The organism is Methylotuvimicrobium alcaliphilum 20Z (assembly GCF_000968535.2).
Lineage (GTDB): Bacteria > Pseudomonadota > Gammaproteobacteria > Methylococcales > Methylomonadaceae > Methylotuvimicrobium > Methylotuvimicrobium alcaliphilum.
Map to the genome: position 1 here is coordinate 4,168,842 of NC_016112.1, position 20,276 is coordinate 4,189,117.

Annotated in this window: 15 protein-coding genes and 1 other RNA gene; 9 read left to right on the forward strand and 7 right to left on the reverse strand. The window is 47.8% G+C overall.

Going from position 1 to position 20,276, the window contains the following annotated elements:
- Positions 1 to 6 precede the first annotated feature (6 nt).
- The 3 genes from mraZ to rsmI form a co-directional block, all read right to left on the reverse strand.
- A complete protein-coding gene (mraZ, locus tag MEALZ_RS17700; protein ID WP_046061673.1) occupies positions 7 to 474 on the reverse strand; it encodes a division/cell wall cluster transcriptional repressor MraZ in 468 nt (155 codons plus the stop codon).
- Positions 475 to 1,027: 553 nt separating this feature from the next.
- An RNA gene (gene rnpB, locus MEALZ_RS21100) (RNase P RNA component class A) lies at positions 1,028 to 1,392 on the reverse strand.
- Positions 1,393 to 1,594: 202 nt separating this feature from the next.
- The gene (gene rsmI / locus MEALZ_RS17705) at positions 1,595 to 2,455 is read right to left on the reverse strand and encodes a 16S rRNA (cytidine(1402)-2'-O)-methyltransferase (RefSeq protein ID WP_014150025.1); all 861 of its coding nucleotides are present in this window, start codon (positions 2,453 to 2,455) and stop codon (positions 1,595 to 1,597) included.
- 107 nt (positions 2,456 to 2,562) lie between these two features.
- Here rsmI and MEALZ_RS17710 point away from each other — a divergent pair, with 107 nt between their 5' ends.
- From MEALZ_RS17710 to MEALZ_RS17725, 4 genes are all read left to right on the forward strand, one after another.
- Complete coding sequence (locus MEALZ_RS17710; protein ID WP_223842327.1) at positions 2,563 to 4,380, forward strand: penicillin-binding protein activator; 1,818 nt, start codon at positions 2,563 to 2,565, stop codon at positions 4,378 to 4,380.
- A 9-nt stretch (positions 4,381 to 4,389) separates the two neighbouring features.
- Entirely contained in the window at positions 4,390 to 4,752 is a 363-nt protein-coding gene (locus tag MEALZ_RS17715; protein ID WP_014150027.1) for a YraN family protein, read from the forward strand.
- A gap of 11 nt (positions 4,753 to 4,763) precedes the next feature.
- A complete protein-coding gene (locus tag MEALZ_RS17720) occupies positions 4,764 to 5,351 on the forward strand; it encodes an SIS domain-containing protein (protein WP_198482309.1) in 588 nt (195 codons plus the stop codon).
- A 262-nt stretch (positions 5,352 to 5,613) separates the two neighbouring features.
- Positions 5,614 to 6,207: a DUF5610 domain-containing protein gene (locus MEALZ_RS17725; protein WP_014150029.1), complete on the forward strand. Its 594-nt coding sequence runs from the start codon at positions 5,614 to 5,616 to the stop codon at positions 6,205 to 6,207.
- Between the two features lie 290 nt (positions 6,208 to 6,497).
- On the opposite strand, the gene MEALZ_RS17730 is transcribed toward MEALZ_RS17725, so the two are convergent.
- Together MEALZ_RS17730 and recD are read right to left on the reverse strand one after the other, a co-directional pair.
- On the reverse strand, positions 6,498 to 7,835 hold the full coding sequence (locus MEALZ_RS17730; RefSeq protein WP_014150030.1) for a DNA recombination protein RmuC: 1,338 nt from the start codon (positions 7,833 to 7,835) through the stop codon (positions 6,498 to 6,500).
- Positions 7,836 to 7,955: 120 nt separating this feature from the next.
- Positions 7,956 to 9,590, reverse strand: coding sequence for an exodeoxyribonuclease V subunit alpha (gene recD / locus MEALZ_RS17735; protein ID WP_014150031.1), 1,635 nt, complete (start codon positions 9,588 to 9,590; stop codon positions 7,956 to 7,958).
- Positions 9,591 to 9,812: 222 nt separating this feature from the next.
- Here recD and MEALZ_RS17740 point away from each other — a divergent pair, with 222 nt between their 5' ends.
- Positions 9,813 to 10,274, forward strand: a complete 462-nt coding sequence (locus MEALZ_RS17740) for a septal ring lytic transglycosylase RlpA family protein (protein WP_014150032.1) — start codon at positions 9,813 to 9,815, stop codon at positions 10,272 to 10,274.
- 823 nt (positions 10,275 to 11,097) lie between these two features.
- Here MEALZ_RS17740 and recB read toward each other — a convergent pair.
- Together recB and MEALZ_RS17750 are read right to left on the reverse strand one after the other, a co-directional pair.
- The gene (gene recB / locus MEALZ_RS17745) at positions 11,098 to 14,643 is read right to left on the reverse strand and encodes an exodeoxyribonuclease V subunit beta (protein ID WP_014150033.1); all 3,546 of its coding nucleotides are present in this window, start codon (positions 14,641 to 14,643) and stop codon (positions 11,098 to 11,100) included.
- A gap of 94 nt (positions 14,644 to 14,737) precedes the next feature.
- Complete coding sequence (locus MEALZ_RS17750; RefSeq protein ID WP_014150034.1) at positions 14,738 to 15,460, reverse strand: SPOR domain-containing protein; 723 nt, start codon at positions 15,458 to 15,460, stop codon at positions 14,738 to 14,740.
- Between the two features lie 606 nt (positions 15,461 to 16,066).
- Between MEALZ_RS17750 and ftsH the strand changes: the two genes are divergently transcribed.
- The 4 genes from ftsH to yfbR all read left to right on the forward strand — a co-directional run bounded on the left by ftsH (position 16,067) and on the right by yfbR (position 20,265).
- Positions 16,067 to 18,022 (forward strand): ATP-dependent zinc metalloprotease FtsH, encoded by a 1,956-nt coding sequence (ftsH, locus tag MEALZ_RS17755; protein WP_014150035.1) that lies wholly within the window; start codon positions 16,067 to 16,069, stop codon positions 18,020 to 18,022.
- A gap of 393 nt (positions 18,023 to 18,415) precedes the next feature.
- Entirely contained in the window at positions 18,416 to 18,820 is a 405-nt protein-coding gene (gene mscL, locus MEALZ_RS17760; RefSeq protein ID WP_014150036.1) for a large-conductance mechanosensitive channel protein MscL, read from the forward strand.
- Positions 18,821 to 19,251: 431 nt separating this feature from the next.
- Positions 19,252 to 19,404, forward strand: coding sequence for a hypothetical protein (locus MEALZ_RS23005; RefSeq protein ID WP_017841142.1), 153 nt, complete (start codon positions 19,252 to 19,254; stop codon positions 19,402 to 19,404).
- 276 nt (positions 19,405 to 19,680) lie between these two features.
- Positions 19,681 to 20,265 (forward strand): 5'-deoxynucleotidase, encoded by a 585-nt coding sequence (gene yfbR, locus MEALZ_RS17765; RefSeq protein ID WP_014150037.1) that lies wholly within the window; start codon positions 19,681 to 19,683, stop codon positions 20,263 to 20,265.
- Positions 20,266 to 20,276 lie beyond the last annotated feature (11 nt).

Consider the following 20,276-nt stretch of genomic DNA (forward strand, 5'->3'; position numbering starts at 1 on the left):
GTCGAGTTAAAAATACAAAGATCCTAACTCTTCGAGACCTTCGGTATCGTCGCTATTCATCCATTCGGCTTCCTTGGCATTCCATGCCTCCTCATTCCATATTTCAAATTTATTCAATTGTCCAACCAACATAATCTTCTTGTCCATGCTTGCAAAAGTTCTCAGTTTCTCCGGCAATAATATACGGCCTTGCATATCCATTTCGCATTCTGTCGCGTTACCGATCAAAAACCGCTTAAGCTTGGTCAACATTTTATTTAAAGTCGGCTTCTTAAGAATGGCCTGCTCGACCTTTTCCCATTCCGGCAAGGGATAGAGCCACAAACAGCCGTTCTCGCCGACGCAATGCTCATCGACTGCAACCGTGACGATTAATTGCCGATCACAACTTTCCAACAACTCCTCCCGATATTTAGTCGGAATAGCAAAACGCCCTTTCGCGTCAAGGTTGATTGGATTGATGCCTCTTAACAAGATAAGCCCCGGCTCGCCAAAAAATTCCCTTTTTTTCCACTTTACACCACTTTTGTTCACTATAGATTTCAATCAGACCTTAGTCAAGATCGATTTGAATTTAATTATTTTCGACAAGACAATGACTTATGAAAACAGAACAAAACGCTTTGAACAGGGCACAGCCGGAAAAATAATTTATTCGTTTTATCAAAACGTTAATTAATAATGCTAAAGAAAACTATTACTTAATAACAAAGCGTCGAATCAGAACCATCTTAGGATTAAGCAAATCCAATCCGACAAATGCTGCAAAGGACTTGCTGCCACCGTAAAACTTAATCGGCAACAAAGAGCGCTGAACCCGGTTTTCAATATTAAAGACATGAAAATAGGCTTTGTCTCGCACTGAAAAGAAGAGAAAAGAAGTATTATGGACTTTGAAAATAACATAGCCGCTGCGGACTAAGACAATCTGAATCGCCGATTGTTAGAGAATTAACGGCAATCAGATTAAAGGGGGGGATGCGCCGATCTTTTCTGCAAATGCGCAAAAACTCGGTAATCGCTAATAGAAAAGAGTCGGCCTGTAAGCCGGGTTCTGTCGCGAACAGTCATTCATCTAGGCCGCAAGTCACCTTACGGCTCGAGCGATCTACCCGGGAACCGCGCGGGCCACGCGTCTGTTCCCCTATTTGATCTTGCTCCGAGTGGGGTTTACCCTGCCACGCCTGTTGCCAGCCGCGCGGTGCGCTCTTACCGCACCATTTCACCCTTACCCCTTACCTAGAATTAAGATCTAGGTAAGGGGCGGTATATTTTCTGTGGCACTTTCCGTAGACTCGCGCCTCCCAGGCATTACCTGGCACTCTGCCCAATGGAGCCCGGACTTTCCTCTCTTCTACCCTAAGGCAAAACAGCGACTGTCCGGCCGACTCTCGGCGGAAATTATACGCGAATTAAAAACATGTCGGAAAATTAATTTGCGGTGAGCGGTGAAATAATGCGACATTTAATCCATTTGTCAAGCCAAAATTTCCTCTTTCCTCTTTCCTCTTTCCTCTTTCCTCTTTCCTCTTTCCTCTTTCCTCTTTCCTCTTTCCTCTTTCCTCTTTCCTCTTTCCTCTTTCACCTTTAACCTTTAACCTTTCACCTTGCCCATCATCTCCAAAGCCGCCTGATACAGCACCTTCTTCTTAGCCCCGGTAATTTCAGCGGCTAAAGACGCGGCTGTCTTGACAGAACATTCATTTAAAAGAATCTTTAATACCGATAAATGTTCGGCACTCAATGCTTGATTATTTTTGTCGATGACGGCGCCTTCGACAATCACGACGAATTCGCCTTTGCGCATGTTTTCGTCGCTTTCAACCAATTCCAGCATCTCGTCCAAACGGCGCTTGACGATCGTTTCGTGTAATTTAGTAATTTCCCTCGCAATTACCAACTGCCTGTCGGCCTGCAAGATTTCCGACATATCCTTCAATGCATCTAAAATTCGATGACTGGACTCATAAAAAACCCAAGTCGACTCGCAATTCAACCGCTCTTTAAAAAATGTCTTACGTGATGACGAAGTCCGTGGCAAGAAACCTTCGAAAATAAACCGACTCACAGGTAAACCTGCAGCAGACAAGGCTGCAATCAAAGCGCAAGCACCCGGAATCGGTGAAACCTCGATGCCGGCATCTTTGGCCATGCGTACCAAAGGCATACCGGGATCGCTCAATAGCGGCGTACCTGCATCCGAAACCAACGCAATATCGAGACCTCCGCGAATTTTTTCGAGCAATCCGGCCGAAGCCGTTTCTTCGTTGTGCTGATGCAATGAGACTAAGCGGTTGGCAATACCGTAATGCTGTAATAGCATTCTGACATGTCGAGTATCTTCCGCGGCAATCAAATCGACTTCCTTTAACACGTCGACGGCCCGGAAACTAAAATCCGCTAAATTACCTATCGGCGTGGCAACCACGTATAATTTGCCGCATTGACTAGACATTGGATTCTCTCATCTGATTAAACCGATCTATTTTAAAGGTATACCCTTCTATGAGTCGCCATTTTCATTCGCCATTTTTGCTGCTTTGCACTTTTCTCGCAGGGTGCATGCCCCCCCAAGACCATGAACCGTCTTTTCCGGCGGACGCTCACACGGCTAAAGCCTTCATGGATCAAGGCCAACCCGCCAAAGCCGCGCAAGTTTATCGACGCATTGCCGACGAGCAATCCGAGTTTCAAGACCAATTACGCTTATTTACGATCGAATCGTTAATCCAATCCGGCGATAGCGATACCGCTAAACACTATGCCGACGCAATCAACCCGGATAACCTTACTTTGTTGCAACGCAACCAGCTTAATCTTTATTACGCGCAAATCGATCTCAGCTTCGGCGATGCGGAACAAGCAAGCGCTAGACTAAATCTAGTCAAACCGCTGCAACTACCGCGCTCCGATCAAATCAAATTCCATCAATCCCGTGCCTTTGCCTATTCGTTGACCGGCGAACTGAAAAAAAGCGCTGCTTCGAGAGTCGAATTGAGCCATTTGCTGCCGCCCGCGCAACAACCGGCCAATCATGCCGCAATTCTTGAGACCTTAAGCTTGCTACCCGTAGGGACGCTGGAACAAACAAGCCCCGAAAGCACCAATGTCTTATCCGGATGGATGGCGTTAGCGCAATTACTCAAAACCAACCAACATAATCGCGCTCTGTTGGATACCGCATTGGATCAATGGCGGCAAAACTATCCTCATCACCCCGCTGACTCGGCATTTCTGCAAGGCTACTTGGCTCAATCGGCGCATGCTTTCAAACAACCGGGCAAAATCGCCGTGTTTTTACCCGAAACAGGCCCTATCGGACGCGCAGGAAAAGCCATTCGCGAGGGCATCATGGCCGCCTATTATCAGGATCGCAATGAAACCAAACCCGATCTTCGTTTTTACGACAGCGACCAAAGCCCACTACCGGTGCTTTATCATCAGGCTATTGCCGAGGGCGCGGAAATGGTCATCGGCCCGCTCAGCAAACCCGACATTGAAAACCTAGCGGCATCATCTGATTTGAGTATTCCGGTTCTTGCACTAAATCATGTTCCGGAAATAAACAAAGCCAATCTTTACCAATTCGGACTCAGCCCAATCGACGACGCCGAACAAATCGCTAGCCTTGCCTGGTTCGACGGTCGACAAAACGCATTGTTATTGATCCCCGATACCGAGCAAGGCTTAAGAATCGGCGAATACATCCGGGATTTCTGGAATAAAGCCGACGCAAACCTGCTGGAAATTCAAACTTATCAAGCCAATCAGACCGATTTTTCCGAACCGATTAAAAAACTATTGAATTTGGATGAAAGCAATCAGCGTTATCAAAAAATCCGACAATTCTTACCAACAGCCGTTTTCGTCCCGAGAATCCGACGCGATGCCGATGTCATTTTTCTGAATGCCTATGAAACGGCGGCGCGCTCGATTAATCCGCAATTGCGTTTTTTTCATGCCCAGCACTTGCCGATTTATGCCACACCCCATATTTATAGCGGTTTGCCTAATCCTCAGCTGGACACGGACTTGAACACGATAACGTTTTGCGACATTCCTTGGCTATTCGACAATGTTTACCAAGGCGAATTAAGTATTAATGCCTTACGCAGCACTTGGCAACAATTCCCCAGCGTTTATTTACGTTTAATGGCAATGGGTATCGACGCCTATAATCTGGTTCCGCATCTTGGTAAACTAAGCAGCGTTCAATATCATGGCGCGACAGGCAACTTGTTGCTGACGAGGGACGGCCGAATCAAAAGAAATTTGGTTTGCGCCAAATTCAATCAAGGAGTACCTAAGGTCATCGGTTTTGTTCAAAGCACGTCCGAGAGCTACCAAAGCATCGCGGTTCCGAACGACGACTCGTATTGAGGACAGCATTTGTTAAATCCATTCAAAGCCAAACACCTGGTCAGCGGCGAATCTGCCGAGGAGAAAGCTCACCGCTTTCTTATCGAGCAAGGCCTGCAACCGGTGGCCCGTAACTTTCGCTGCCGTTTGGGAGAACTGGATTTGATCATGAAAGACGGCGAAGCGCTGGTAATTATCGAAGTCCGCTACCGTAAATCCGACCGTTTCGGCAGTGCTTTGGAAAGCGTCACCCCGCGAAAACAATCGCGCATCATTGCCGCCACACGGTTCTATTTATCACGACACCCGTCGCCTTGTCCGATACGCTTCGACGTTGTTGCCGTTTCCGGCAACGCCAATATCGATTGGATAAAAAACGCCTTTTTAACTTGACCACTTCCATCATGTTACAAGAACGAATTACCCTGCATTTCAACGAAAGCCTACAAACTCTACAAGATACTTTGGCCGGTCTCGGCGAAACGATTGGATTCGCCTCACAAAAACTAGTGACGGCGATATTAAACGACAACAAAATCCTAGTCTGCGGTAACGGCGCTTGTGCCGCAAATGCCGGACAGTTTTCGGCGGCGATGCTAAACCGCCTGGAACGCGAGCGCCCGGCCTTACCGGCAATTGCGTTGACTGCCGACACCGCCGTTATTACCTCGATTGCTGCGGATTACCATTTCGACGACATCTTCGCCAAACAAGTCAAGGCCCTTGGCCAAAGCGAAGATATCTTGCTGGTCTTTTCCAGTAACGGCAACCCGGCCAATATTCTCAAAGCCGTTACCGCCGCACACGACAAAAATATATCGGTGATCGCATTGACCGGGCATGATGGCGGTATGCTGGCACCTATCTTAAATACCTCGGATATTGAGATCCGGGTCCCCTCCAGTAACGACAGCCGGATCCGAGAAACGCACTTATTGATTAGTCACTGCTTATGCGATCTGATCGATCACCAAATATTCGGAAGCCTTTAACCTAGGAAAAGCGATTAACCATGAATAATAAGTTAATTCAATAAGTTGCTGTAGATTTGCATAAAACTTTCGCACACCGAATAGGTTGGCGAGAATGGAGAATGTTTAGGTATTTTCTTGAAATCCTTCATGTGCGTCATGGTTAACTGCCGAATTTAGATGTAACGTTAAAGCCTCACTCTTTTCAAACTAAAGATTTGAAAACCACGGCCGCTACAATAAGTGGATAACACTTTAACAAATCTTAACTTCGAGGCTAATAATGGAGATCAAAACAGAACCGTTCGGCCAGACGGTAAGTTCCATGGCCAAAGACCCTTCCCATAAAAGCGAAGGGCCATTCGGGCAAAAAATATCCGAATTAGCTCAAGCTAAAAAATCCGAAACCTCGGCTGCTGAAGCCAAAACCGAATTAAACCGTTCGATCTTGCAAACTTCGCTCGATGTCAGTTTAAGCGCCGGTAACGAGCCGATGGCTCTATTATTCAAGACCGCGCTCGAAGGCATTAATGACGCGCTCAAAGCCGATTTCGGCGACAATGCCATTCAAAAAGCTTACGAAGATGGCGTGGATGTTTCTCCGGAAGCCACCGCCGGGCGCATCGTGCAAATGAGCACCGCTTTTTTCGAGCGTTATCACGCTAATCACAGCGACCTCAGTATCGAAGAAGCATTGGAATCGTTCGTCGAACTGATCGGCAAAGGCATCGACAAAGGCTTCGGTGAAGCTCGCAATATTTTGCAAGGACTCAACGTACTGGGAGGAAGCATTGCTGATAATATTGATAAAACTTATGACTTGGTCCAGGAAGGACTGAAAGCATTCGTTGAAAATTATCAGTCTGCCAGAGAGTAACGCTACTTTAGCCTGCTTAGGATTTCGCGATAAATATACCTTTCGCACTTCAAATTTCGCCAGTGCCTGAGGAGGCGCCAGGGTGTGCGGCAAAGGCTTTGCCAGCATGGAGCTGGCAAAGGGCCTACATGGACGTATTCACCCAGCACCTAAATTCCATAGCCCATTGGCTATGGTTAACTATCTTGGATAATTTAGGCGCAGGGTTAACGACGTCCTTTGACGGGCACTCCGGCGCCGAATTTTCATCCAAGATGGATATATAACCAAATCCTTACCACACACAAAGTCTAGTTTGATACATTTGACTCATCTACCTGCTCTATGCCCGCTCGGTCCGCAATCGACTTCGGAAATTCCTTTTTCACTTTTACACCGAGATCGACGAAGCTACCGGCCTGCCGAATCAGGTTGCCGTTTCCGGTCGTCAATTTATTCATGATGCCGTCGTATGTTTGCCCGACTGTCGCAAGTTGCCTGCCAAGCTTTTCGAAGTCTTCGACAAACCCCCTGATTTTATCGTACAGTGCTCCGGCTTTGTCGGCGATCGCGCGCGCGTTTTCGTTCTGTCGTTCATAGCGCCAAATATTGTCGACGGTGCGAAGCGTAGCCAGTAACGTGGTCGGCGTGACTACGACGATTTTGTGTTCGAAGGCATCATTGAACAGTTTTTCATCAGCCTGAAATGCAGCCATGAATGCCGCTTCGATCGGCATGAACAACAGCACGAAATCGAGAGAACGCAGGCCCTTCAAGTCGGAATAGTCTTTACCGCTCAAACCTTTAATGTGTTCGCGCACGGCTTGCACATGCGCCTTAAGCGCCGCTTCGCGCTCTTGGTCGTCCTCGGTCGAACAATATTTTTCATACGCCAGGAGCGATACTTTCGAGTCGATCACGACATCCTTATTTTCCGGTAAACGAACGATCACATCGGGCTTGAACAAGCGGTTATCATGATCCCTGAATGCGCCTTGGGTCTCGTATTCTACGCCTTTGCGCAAACCGGATTGCTCCAGAACTTTTTCCAGAATCATTTCTCCCCAATTGCCCTGTGTTTTCTTGCTGCCTTTGAGCGCACGGGTCAAATTCAATGCTTCCTGGTTCATTTTTTCGGTATCGCGGCGTAACGAGATGATTTCCTGGCGAAGAGAAATGCGGTCTTTGGTTTCGTTGTCGTAGATATTCTCGATGCGAGTCTTGAAATCTCCGAGCTGCTGCCGAAGTGGGGCAACGATATGATCGAGCGCGGTTTTATTATGTTCGGCGAATTGCTTGCCGCGTTCCTCGAAAATTTTGGCGGCCAGATTTTCGAATTGGGTTTTGAGTTGTTGCTCGGCTTGCTGCAGCAATAGCAGTTTTTCCGAAGCGCTTTTACCTTGTTCTTCGAGCCGGGCATGCAGGTCGGCATTCGCAGTTTTAGTTCTGAGTAACTGTTGTTGTAAATGATCGCATTCGCTCTCCTTGGCATCGAGAATTTTAAGTTTTTCCTCCGCGACGGCTAGGCGAGTTAGCATTTGCTGATTGTTTTTTTTCTCTCGAAGATTGAATAGCAGCACCGATACAATACCGGCGAGAAATCCGATCAACAACACAACCGGTCCGGGTATTTGGTTTAGTAATTCCATTAGGTTTGTTCAAGAAATAGCATGCTGATAACACTGATTAACACCGATAAAGAGATCATTGCTCAGCTCCCTATATTAAAGTCAAATTGGTAGACTGGCTTTTTCTTTGTCATCCTAGCTTCATAAGTCGGCTGTGGGCATTAGTTTTTGCGCCAAGCCCCCGAAGCGTTCGATTTTACGCAGCACGGTTTCGTTGAAAACCTTTTGATCGGCCAGTATTTTGACCGATTTCCGGGCGCGGGTAATCGCGGTATAAAGCAATTCTTTGGTCAACACCGGATTATGTTGGTCTGGAAGAGCGATAAGAATTTCTTCGAATTCCGAGCCCTGGCTTTTATGGATCGTCATCGCATACACGGTTTCGCAATGCGGTAATCGGGCCGGCAGGCATTTTTTTATACTACCGTCGGGACGCTGGAAAAACACCATCAATTTCCCGTTTTGCTCAGAGTCTTTCAGGCACAGACCGATATCGCCATTATAAAGCTGCAGCGCGGCATCGTTTTGCGTGATCATGACCGGACGTCCATGATACCAAGTCCCGATAGGGTTAATATGACCTGTTGAAGCCAATCGGCGCTCAACTCGGCTATTAATATCGGCGACGCTATATTTTCCGGCCCGATTCGCACAGAGCACTTGAAATCGCTTGAAGACATTAAAAATTTGCTCGATATCATTTGAATTCTCGATCGCGCGTAAATAATCGAGCCGCTGTCCGGCAATATAGGCGATAGCATCTTGATTCAATAAGCCGATGTTTTCATTACCGGCCTGCAATGCCGACCAAGCGGCTTCAGGGAGCTGCAAATTGACCGCTTCGGCCAAGTTTTTGATCGTCACATCGAATCGGTGCGCTTTTTTTAGTTCGACAGTATGATCCGGCAACGCTGCGGTCAAGTCTGCCAATACCGCGCCCGATTCGACCGATGCCAACTGATCCTTATCGCCGAGTAAGATCAACCGGGCACTGGGTTTGAGTGCATCGACCAATTTACTCATCAACGCTAAATCAACCATCGATGCCTCATCGACTACGACCAAATCGAAAGGCAGGGGTTTTTCGGCATTATGCCGGAAATAAGGCGAAGGCGGACGAGAGCCTAGCAGGCGATGCAGCGTCGTGACCGATTCGGGAAGAGATTGTTTGATAGCTTCCGAGCAAGGCAAGGCGCTCTTGCTGTTACCTATCGATTCCTGCAGGCGCATTGCGGCTTTTCCGGTCGGCGCTGCCAAAGCGATGAATAACGGGCGTTCTGCCAATTCCTGCAGCAAAGCCAGAATCTTAACGATAGTTGTGGTTTTACCAGTCCCGGGACCGCCGGTAATGATGCAGAACGTTCGATTAAGCGCGGTTTTGGCTGCTTCACGCTGCCAGTCGGTTTCTCCTGTAGTGGTCGGGAAGTAGCGGTCCAATAAGGCCTCGGCGTCAGCATGGGAGACATTGACGCGGGTCATTGCACCGATCCGGTTGACCAAGTTTTTTTCATAGGCCCAATAACGCTGCAGATAAAGTCGGTCGTCTTCAACTATTAACGGCGCGGCATCGGTCGTCGAAGCCAGACCTGATGCCAAGACTGCCTTACGGGCTTTGGCATCAATACGGATACAACTATGCCCTTGATTTTGCTCGAAGGAAAGACGGGCGATCAGTTTTTCGAAATTATCTTGCGCGGCACCGCTCAAGGCGCTACGGCGACTCAAAAAACGAGAAAAAGCCATATCGAGGCGGGTAAAAGTAGATTCTTCTGTCATTTGTCAGATAAATTTCGGCGCTTGTTGCCGGAAAATGAAGTTAATAAGACGCTTTAAAACGTCACGAGAGAAATAAAGGGAGCCCTTATAAGGCAGTGTCTCAATAGCTTTTGGCATGGAGATATTTACCCCGAATATTGATTTTGAATTCTACGGCTTAAGTTTAGCTTAATATTCTCAAGGGTAAAATCATTTTATTGTTAAATAATAAGGCTTTACATTATGAATAAAATCATATTGGCAAGTTCTGTGTTTGTGATGAGTAGTCTATTTACTCAGCCTGTAAAGACAGTTGAAGCATCCGATCAGCATAAAGCGAAGCTGACTTCGGGTAAAATCTCCGGAAAACCGACAAAAGGACGATTGGGCCGAGCCTCTTGGTACGGGCCTAAGTTTCACGGCAAAAAAACCGCTAGCGGACGCAAATTCGATATGTATGCGATGACTGCGGCCCATAAAACGCTGCCATTGTTATCCTACGTGAAAGTCACCAATCCCAAAAGCCATAAATCGGTTGTCGTACAAATCACCGACCGCGGGCCTTACCATGGTAAAAGGGAACTGGACTTGTCCTATGCCGCAGCCAAGGAAGTGGGCATTCAAAAGCAGGGAGTCGGTTTTGTAGAGATTCAACCGCTGAGTCGTTCTCAAGCGATAACCGAAATTCGCAACAATGATTCATAATCGAATCATAAATAAGCGAATAGCAAAAAAAGCCGAATGACATTTGTCTTTCGGCTTTTTTATTTCGTGGGTGAAATTATTTTATGCCCCCCATACCTTTTATTCTTAGACGGTTTTTCAATCAAAAGGGAGTAAGGATTTCGTGAAAAACAACTTCCTGGAGCTATAAGTTTTGTAGCGGGTTCGGTAACTCGCTTACCGTGTATTAAAAATAGGGAAGTTATTTATGACCGAATCCTAAACAGCGTAGCCCGGATGGAGCGAAGCGCAATCCGGGCAGCTCGGAGCCTCGCCATTCCCGTATTCCGCTACGCTGCATACGGGCTACATGCTTTAAATATACACTCCCAAGCTAGAGCGCTCATCGTTATACATAAGTCAAAAATTACCCTTTTGCCATCTTAACCAATGAGACCTCGATTCCATTTTTTGTCGCTCAACGTTCCCGACTTCGAAATCGCGATCTGGGGATCGCTCCCACAGAGCACCCTACCCCCCTTGCATAAGTATCTACACAAGTTTTCAGCTTTATAAAACAATTAGTTAAGTTAATTTTTCTGTAATCTAGGATAAAAAAGTAGACTAAAAACTTCAATTTTTAGCCCCCTATCTTCATAAAAAACCAGAAGAAACTTTATAACAGCATGATTTTAAATGATAAAGATGTGTAGATACTTATGCCCCCTTGTGGGAGCGACGCCTTCGTCGCGATTTCGAAGCCACTGATGTTCAATATCCGCAGATTTATCAAACAGCACCGCTTCCAAGTATACGGCGACCTCTGTTTAGCAAGTTTACCGATACTTGTGTATAACGGCGAGAGCTAGAGCTTGGGAGCGAGAGCCTCCGTTCCACCAAAAATCTCCGATAAGGCCTCGATACGTCGTAAATCCGGCCTATCCCGATAAACACCGCTCATCGGCTGTTCGGGCTGCATGCCGCGCACGAATAAATACAATGCCCCGCCGAAATGCTTTTCGTAATCGTAATCGGCCAAGCGTTGACCCAAATAGCGATGTAACACCAGCGTATACAGCCAATATTGCAATCCGTAATTATGCTCGCGCATCGCGTCCGTCAACGTTTCCGGCCGGTAGTCCGGCAGGCTGTTGGTTTTATAATCGATGACGAAATAACGGCCGCCGTATTCGCAAATCAAATCGATGAAACCGGTCAAATAACCGCACATTTGCTTGCTGTTCAGCGCTTGATAAACCGGAGAGTCCGATAAGATCGCATTGATATGTGCTGCGTTCATCGGCTGCATTGCGAGATAAAACGGCATTTCCTTCAAACATAGCTCATCGGCAATATTCATCAACAGAAAAGCCGGATCGTCTTCGGCCAAAGGCGTTGTCACGACGGCTTGCAATAAGCGGTCGATGGCTTCAGGGTGCTCCGTTTGCAAACCGTAGCGTCGACAGGTGTTATCGCGCAACTCGGCTATGTCCGGCATATCGGCCAAATACGCGAAATCGAGATGCTCCAGCAAGTCGTGCACGACGTTGCCGGTATGCGCGCCTTTCGGCAACGCCTCCTGCATGCCGACCGCCGACAAGGCCGGTTCCGCATCGAGCGAAGCCGATTCGCGGGCCTTGTCTTCCGGCAATTCCGGCGCATCCTGTAGACTCAAGGCCGAGAGTGCCGTGTAACTGCTCATTTGCCAATCGGTGCGCAAAGAACGTTGCCTCGATCTTGCCGATAGCCGGGTTTCGTCGAGCGGTTTTTCGTAACGACCCTTTGGCATCGCCGGTAATTCCAATAAACGATATTCGAAAGCCTTCGGGTCGCGGCTGCAATAATCGATCAGGATCGTTTGTTGCGCGGCAAAATCGCAATCTTCGAAATCGAGTAGCCAAGCCAATGCAGACTGATTCGGAACATCCTTGCTTCGAACATCGGCCCAGGCCAGATAACTGCGATATTTAGCCCGGGTCAGAGCGACATAACATACGCGCAAATCCTCGGCCAATTCTTCGTCGATCGCTTGCGCGCGGCGGCGTTCGAAATCCTCCGAGCCTAAATCGGCGACGATGCGCCCTTGCTCGTGACATTGAATCAAAGTCCTACCGGTCGAGAGCCGGCTGCTGCGTTGCCAAAGCGACGGACAAAAAACGATATTATACTCGAGCCCCTTCGACCGGTGCATCGTGACGATCTTGACCGCTTCGTCATCGCTTTCCAAGCGCATGCATTGCTCTTCGAGACTGACTTTGCCGTCCGCCGTATCGGCGATGCGCGCGCGCAGCCAGTCCAGCGTTTTTCCGATGCCTAAATGCTCGTCGACGGCGGCTTGCTGCACTAACTCGATTAGATGATGCAAGTTGGTCAAACGTCGCTCGGCAAGCCGAGTAGCCGATAGTTGCAGACGTATTTGTTCCTGGTCGAGCAAGCGCTGCATCATCGCCATCAGCCCTTGACTCTGCCAATGTTGATAGTAATTCAAAAAATGCGACAGCCAGGCATCCAAAGCCGCTTCTTGATTCAAGGTACGATATAAAGTCTGCCCGTCTAACCCGAACCAATCGAGCGTCAAGGCTTGCTTCAATAGCACCGTGTCGCCGGGGTGGGCAATGGCTTGCAGCAAGCAAAACAAATCGGCCGCTTCGGCGGTCGCGAATACCGATTCGGTGCTGTTCAAAACCGAAGGGACGCCGGCTTCGCGCAATGCCGCTTGATATTCCGAGGCTTGCCGATTGGTTCTGACCAATACCGCGATATCGCCCGGCTGAACCCGCCTGCCGCTATCGCTCAAAAAGTAAGGCTCGTTGAGCAATCCGACGATTTCGTTGACGACCTCGGCCTGAAGGCATTCGCCGGCTTTGCCGGAACTCCAGTGGCCCTTGTCGCTTTGCGGCAGCTGCCAGAGCATCATCGGCGCCAGCGTCTTTTTATCGAGACTTAGGGCTTTGTCCGCATTGTCGGGAGCCCCTATGACTGGATGGAATTGCAACTGTTCGAGAAAAAAGGCCCGCTCGCGCCTGAATAAGGCATTAACCGCCTCGACCAGGGTCGGCTGCGAACGCCAGTTCGTGCCGAGGGTAAACCGATGATGCGCCTGTTGCTGTGCGGCAAGGTAGGAAAAAATATCGGCACCGCGAAATTTATAGATCGCTTGCTTGGGATCGCCGATCAAATACAAATAATGTGCGTCTGAACCGAATAAGGTCGAAAATATCAGCCACTGATTCTGATCGGTATCCTGAAATTCGTCGATCAATGCGGCCTTGAAGCGTTGTCTCAATTCGGCGGTCAATAATTCCCCTTGATTGCCTTGCAAGGCATTGGCAAGCCGGCTAATCAAATCATCGAACGACAATATATTGAGTTGCTGCATCTGCTTGTCCAGTTCTATGCGGACATGTTCTAACAGCGCCCGACGAAAAACCAGACCGATTCGATCGATCGAGTCGACCAATACCTCGAAAGGCGTGGTGTCGATTTTCAGTGTTGCCAGATACTCGTGCTTGCGCTGCTCGCCGGTTTGCGTTTTGGTTTTTCTAAACTTGTTACCGTTCAAGCCATCGACCAGGCCGGTTACCGTCAAACATGCAAAAGCCTCGGGGCTTGGAAGCTGCAGTGTTTCCTGGTTTAGCCAGGCGCGCAACTCTTGCAGGCGATGTTCAAAAATTTCGGTATACGACGATTTGAAGAAGCCGTCACCAAAGTGGTTCAGCAGTGTTTGAGCAGCCTGATCCAAGTGGATACGCGCTTGCTCTGCCTGTTCCCGGCAGACGGCTAATGCTTCGTTCGGATCGCGATACTCCGGAAAAATCTCGATGTCGAGCGGAATGCGATCGATACCGGCTAATAATGCATCCGGAGTTGAGTACGTTGCGGTCAACAAAGCGGCTTCCCAGGAGGCTCTTTGATAAATTTGGCCGCGCCAGAAATCGTCGGCACAAGCTTGCTTAACGGCAGCCGCATCGGCGGTCAGTTCGGAATCGAATAGCTGGCCGCTTTCCAGCGCATGCTCTTTTAAGACCCGTTGGCAAAAACCGTGAATCGTAAACACGGCGGCCTGGTCGATATCGAGTAGCGCCAATTCCAGCCTTTTTTTGATCAGGTCGCGGTCGATCTCGAGCCGGTTTAACCACGTGATGATCGCGCCGTCAATGTGTTCGGTTTTCCCGCTTGCAGCCTGTTTAGCCTCATTGAGTCTGAGCCTAATTCGCTCCTTCAACTCCTCGGTAGCGGCCTTCGTAAAAGTCACCACCAACAACTCGTCGATTTTCATGTCGAATTCGACGACAAAGCGCAGAGCCAGCATTGCGATCGCATAGGTCTTGCCGGTACCGGCGCTGGCTTCGATTAAGTTGATACCTTGGCGGCAATCGGTTGTTATCGGGTCGAAATGTTCGGATAGCATAGAGCTTTTAGTGAGGGTGTTGGCTTGCTTGAATTTATGTAGCGATTCGCGGATTTTCCGAGTGAGTCATCAAAAATAATCGGCTATATTTCATTCAGCCACGACCCCAAGCTTGATCGACACCGATCCAAACCGATTTGATACCGAATTGCTTCTTTAAGGCTTCTGAAAAACGTTGGGCTTCCTGCATGCTGCTAAAGCCGGGTATGGTCAATCGATACCAGGTTTTGCCGTCGACGACTACCTCATTAATGTCAACGGTAACACCTTCTTTTCTCAGACGTCCCGCTTTCTTTTCAGCGGTAGCCGCTTTTTGAAAGGCGCCAATATTAATCGAGTAATCCTGAGCTTTTGGGGCGTAGCTCCGCTGCTGAGTTCCTGATTTAGACTTGGCTGTCGACTTGACAGATAGTTGCTTGATTTTATTTTCCAAGTTATTAAATTTATCAAACAAGATTTTTTGCTTTTCGAGCAAGTCATTTATTTTATCAGCCCTAACCACTTCTGGCTCGGTCGAGTCGATTCGCGCCTCTTTAGCATCGCTCAATTCAGAAACTTGTTGACTCAAGCGCTCAATTTTTGCCGCCAACTCATCATAATGTTGGTAGCCTACCATTTTACTGGGCTGCTGTTGTTGTGCAATCAATCGGGACACTTGCGCTTTAAGATCGGCATTTCGATTGTTACTGATCCAAGCAAAAATCCCGGCGATCAATAACGCAATGATAGCAATGCTTAGCGCGGCGATATTGAAGCTTGATGTTTTAGCCTGATTTGTCTCTAATTGCTTTCTGGTAAGTTCGTCAAATTCTGTCACCGGTTTTCTCCATTGTTGGCTTGATTATGCGGATGCAATCGACTCATCGATTTTAAATAAACTCTTTGCTATATCCATCATAGATCATAATATAGATCATAATTCGGCATCGGGGCAGCCAAAGGCCCAGCACCTAGATTATCCAAGACAGTTATACCTTTCGCACTTCAAATTTCGGCAGTGCCTAAGGAGGCACCGGGGTGCTCGCAAAGGCTTTGACAGCATGGATGCTGGCATAGAGCCTACATGGATGTATTCACCCAGCACCTAAATTCCATAGCCCACTGGCTATGGTTAACTATTTTGGGTAATTTAGGTGCTGGGTTCACGGCGTCCTTTGACGAGTCCCCGGTGCCGAATTTTGATCTACGATGAGTATAACCATAACTAATAGATATGGAATTTAGGTGCGAAGTAAATACACCCATATAGGCTCTATGCCCCTTACCTAACGCTGGGTGAGGGAGCGCACACCCCGGCGCATCTTCAGGTACTGCCGAAACTTGAAGTGTGAAAGGAGTGAGAAGCGTTAATTTTTATAATTTGAGTGGTACTATGTGAGAATAGACAGCTGATCCATTTCGTCCGTTTTCCGAGGTCATCACTATGGACAAAAAAAATTCCGATAATTTCCTGCAAATATTGACCGGGTTTCTGCTTCAATTACTGAAATCGCTAAAAACAATACTGACCGGTCTTTATCGGTCACTTTTTAAACCCGAGCCGGAAAAGGAAATCAATGCGCCGGAAAAGCCCGATAAGAACGATAAATTGACACGCTATTTGTTGATCGGCCTGGGCTTGTTGATGATTTTCTCGATCTTCAATCAGGCTACCGAACTACAAAAAGACGAACTACCCTACAACCAATTTCTCGAATTGGTTAAGAATAACAAAATTCAACGTGCCGTGGTCACTGAAAAAACGATTACCGGCCTGATCAAGCCCGACACCCCGTCAGATTCTCCCCAACACTTCATGACCATTCCTCTGTGGGATGAACATCTCGCCGAGACGCTCGCAGAGCATAACGTCGACTACATCGTTAGAAGCGGAGAAAGTTGGCTTGGCAATATCCTATTCAATTGGATCATTCCGATGCTGATCTTAGTAGCGATCTGGTCCTGGCTGTTTCGGCGCATGGCCGGCGGCGGACCGGCCGGGCGCGGCTTTTTGAATATCGGTAATAAAATCAAGATACATCCGGAAACGCAACCGAAAATCACGTTCGACGATGTTGCCGGTAGCGAGAGTGCGAAGCAGGAGCTAAAGGAATCGATCGAATTTCTTAAAGCCCCGGAAAAAATTCAAAAGCTCGGCGGACGTATGCCGAAAGGCGCATTGCTGGTCGGTCCGCCCGGAACCGGTAAAACTTTGCTGGCAAGGGCGGTGTCGGGCGAAGCCGGCGTGCCGTTTTTTAACATTAGCGGCTCTGAATTTATCGAACTGTTCGTCGGTGTCGGTGCTGCCCGAGTTCGCGATTTATTCGAACAGGCTCGCCAAAAAGCCCCTTGTATTATCTTTATCGACGAACTCGATGCGATTGGCCGCTCGCGCGGAGGGCCAATGGTGATGGGCGGCCATGACGAACGGGAACAAACGCTCAATCAATTGCTGACCGAAATGGATGGATTCGACCCGTCGTCGGGCGTGGTCGTATTGGCCGCGACCAATCGCCCGGAAATTCTCGACAAAGCCTTGCTGCGCGCCGGACGCTTCGACCGGCAGATTATTGTCGACAAACCGGACCTCGAAGACCGCGTCAAAATTCTCAAACTGCATAGTGCTAAAATGCGGCTCGCTTCCGACGTCGACTTGACCGTCGTCGGCAAACGCACACCAGGATTGGTCGGCGCCGATTTGTCGAATATCGCGAACGAAGCAGCGATTCTAGCGGCGCGCGTCGATCGCGACGATGTACGCATGGAAGACTTCGAAGCGGCGATCGACCGTATTTTGGCCGGTCCCGAGAAAAAATCGCGAGCGTTGGGGCCCGAGGAAAAACGCCGCGTTGCTTACCACGAGGCAGGTCATGCATTGGTCGCCAAGCATGTTCCCACCGGTCAGCCGATACATAAGGTTTCGATCATTCCGCGCGGCGTTTCGGCTTTGGGCTTTACACTGCAGCTTCCGGTCGAGGAAAAGTTTCTGTCCACCGATGCCGAACTAAAAGATCAAATCGCGATTTTGATGGGTGGGCGCATGGCGGAGGCGATCGCATTGGGCAATGTATCGACCGGCGCGCAAAACGACTTGGAAAAAGCCAGTGAAATCGCTCGGGCCATGGTGTGCTATTTGGGCATGAGCGCCAAACTCGGTGCGTTGACTTACGGCAAACGTCAACAACTGCAATTTCTCGAAACCGAAGGCACCGAATATCGCAATTACAGCGAGGAAACCGCTAAGCTGATCGATGCCGAAGTCAAGGCGCTGGTCGATGAGGGAATCGAGCGCGCGATGGATATTTTGACTGCTAAACGGCACGTTTTGGATCAGCTTGCCGAAATTCTTCAGGAAAAAGAAGTAATCCACGGAGAGGATATCGATGCGCTTTTGGGTTAAGGAGAGCCAAAACGGAAATAGGCAAGGCCAAAAGACATTTATCGACGAAAAATACTGTTCTCCCAAAAGGCATAAGTATCTACACAATTTTTCAGTTTTATAAAACAATTAGTTAAGTTAATTTTTCTGTAATCTAGGATAAAAAAGTAGACTAAAAACATCAATTTTTAGTCCCTATCTTTATAAAAAACCAGAAAAAACTTTATAACAGTATGATTTTAAATGATAAAGATGTGCAGATACTTATGCTCAAAAAAAAGGGGGGGGATCAGGGCGGACTTGGAGTATCGGTGAGACGAACTTAACCTCGACCTCATTAACAAAGGATGGTATTGGAGTGGACTTCTATGGCAAGAGCAATAATAACAATTCTATCTTTTGTGGAGTTTTACTATGAGTATTTTAAGTGAGTTCAAAGAATTCGCGGTTAAGGGCAACGTAATCGACATGGCGGTCGGTATTATTATCGGCGCGGCATTCGGTAAAATCGTTTCGTCATTTGTCGGTGACATTATCATGCCGCCAATCGGCGTTTTGATCGGGGGCGTAGATTTTTCCGATCTAGCTATTGTGTTAAAGGAAGCCACGGAAGGTGCGGAAGCCGTTACTTTAGGTTACGGTAAATTCATTCAAACATTGATCGACTTTACTATCGTCGCTTTTGCGATTTTCATTGCTGTCAAATTTATTAACAAGCTCAAGAGGCAAGAGGCGCCGGCGCCGGAAGTTGAGCCGGAACCTTCCAAAGAAGAACAACTATTAACCGAGATCAGAGATTTGCTCAAAGAGAAAAAATAAAAAACGCATAAATCTTTAAATCGAAAAGGGGATATTCAACCCCCTTTTTATTGTTTGATGTTAACCCAGCTCTAACATCGTTGCCATTAAGTTAAGCCGTCACAGAAATAAGTAATACTTGCATTCAGGCTCTAAATGAGTGTCAAAAGCTTGCCATACACGTCACTGGACTCCGCCACAAATCCGTATGGAACGGATTTGCATTTACCCGAAGGGCTCCGGGCAGGATAGCCCGGAGTGAATCCATGGCAAAATAACGGTCAGAAGCGCAAAAGGGAGTCTCAAATTAACCGAAGAATGAGCTAAAAGATCTTTTGTTACGCAATAGGAAACAATCTATCAATAATTAATCCTATTGTTAACACTAAGGCAACTCGGTATAGTTGCCTTCAATCCCATTAATTCATACCTTTTCACTAGGATATTGCGAAATGACTGATTTTCAGAAAGATATCGCGCTCGGTCTGATGTTTATCATCGGAATTTTCGGATTCATTTCCGGAGCTTTTATCGTTTCAGCAATGACATTTGCCTCGGCCGCGATGTTTAGTATCATGTTTTCCAATCGCCGTATTCGCGATTGATTCTCCCCCTCGTTACCTTTTTTACCTCGTGTGTTGTTTTGCCGGAGCTTTATGCTCCGGCTTTTTTTTGTCCGCCGGAACCTGCAAAGCGGTTTAAGGAACGGGCATGAATTAAGTTAGGCAACCGACGCCACAATTTTTGATCGTATTCAAGGCGCCGAATTATGATCTACAAAGGTTATACTTCGCGCGAATGTGGCCGCGCGAAGTATATTAATATCCGTGATATTTTATCGTTAAAATAAGTTACGCATTTTTCGCTACGGAGCCACAATCATGTCGGGATTTTTCGCTACCATCAACCGTTTGAAATATATTCAACGCTGGGGGCTTAAACGTAATTCGATCAATGAAAACGTCAAGGAACATTCATTCGATGTCTGCGTGATCGCGCATTTATTATGCATCATCAAAAACGAGCTATTCGGCGGGGCGATCGACCCCGGCGAGGTCGTCTTGGCCTCACTTTATCATGACGCGCACGAAAGCATTACCGGAGATCTGCCGACGCCGATCAAAAAATTCAATCCCGGAATATTAAATCATTATAAGGACATCGAGTCGGTCGCCTCGCAGGCATTAGTCGATACCTTGCCCGATGCGTTAAAAGACGATCTGTATAACTATGTCACCGAGTCCTGCGAGGAGTCGATTACCGAATTGGTCAAGGCTGCCGATACGATCAGCGCCTATGTCAAATGCGTCGAAGAGACTCGGGCCGGCAATTTCGAGTTTAAGGATGCCATGGACGACATTGAAATACGACTCAACAAGATCGATTTACCGGAGGTCGATTATTTTCGGGAGCACTTTCTGCCGGCCGTGCATTTAACGGTGGATCAGCTATATCAAGGAGAATAATGTCGGTTAGC

Bases quoted from the DNA above. Each gene is read 5' to 3' on its own strand.
- mscL (WP_014150036.1), top strand. From the start codon at position 18,416: ATGAGTATTTTAAGTGAGTTCAAAGAATTCGCGGTTAAGGGCAACGTA.
- recB (WP_014150033.1), bottom strand. From the start codon at position 14,643: ATGCTATCCGAACATTTCGACCCGATAACAACCGATTGCCGCCAAGGT.
- rsmI (WP_014150025.1), bottom strand. From the start codon at position 2,455: ATGTCTAGTCAATGCGGCAAATTATACGTGGTTGCCACGCCGATAGGT.
- MEALZ_RS17740 (WP_014150032.1), top strand. From the start codon at position 9,813: ATGAATAAAATCATATTGGCAAGTTCTGTGTTTGTGATGAGTAGTCTA.
- ftsH (WP_014150035.1), top strand. From the start codon at position 16,067: ATGGACAAAAAAAATTCCGATAATTTCCTGCAAATATTGACCGGGTTT.
- MEALZ_RS17710 (WP_223842327.1), top strand. From the start codon at position 2,563: ATGCCCCCCCAAGACCATGAACCGTCTTTTCCGGCGGACGCTCACACG.
- MEALZ_RS17725 (WP_014150029.1), top strand. From the start codon at position 5,614: ATGGAGATCAAAACAGAACCGTTCGGCCAGACGGTAAGTTCCATGGCC.
- recD (WP_014150031.1), bottom strand. From the start codon at position 9,590: ATGACAGAAGAATCTACTTTTACCCGCCTCGATATGGCTTTTTCTCGT.
- yfbR (WP_014150037.1), top strand. From the start codon at position 19,681: ATGTCGGGATTTTTCGCTACCATCAACCGTTTGAAATATATTCAACGC.
- MEALZ_RS17720 (WP_198482309.1), top strand. From the start codon at position 4,764: ATGTTACAAGAACGAATTACCCTGCATTTCAACGAAAGCCTACAAACT.
- MEALZ_RS23005 (WP_017841142.1), top strand. From the start codon at position 19,252: ATGACTGATTTTCAGAAAGATATCGCGCTCGGTCTGATGTTTATCATC.
- MEALZ_RS17730 (WP_014150030.1), bottom strand. From the start codon at position 7,835: ATGGAATTACTAAACCAAATACCCGGACCGGTTGTGTTGTTGATCGGA.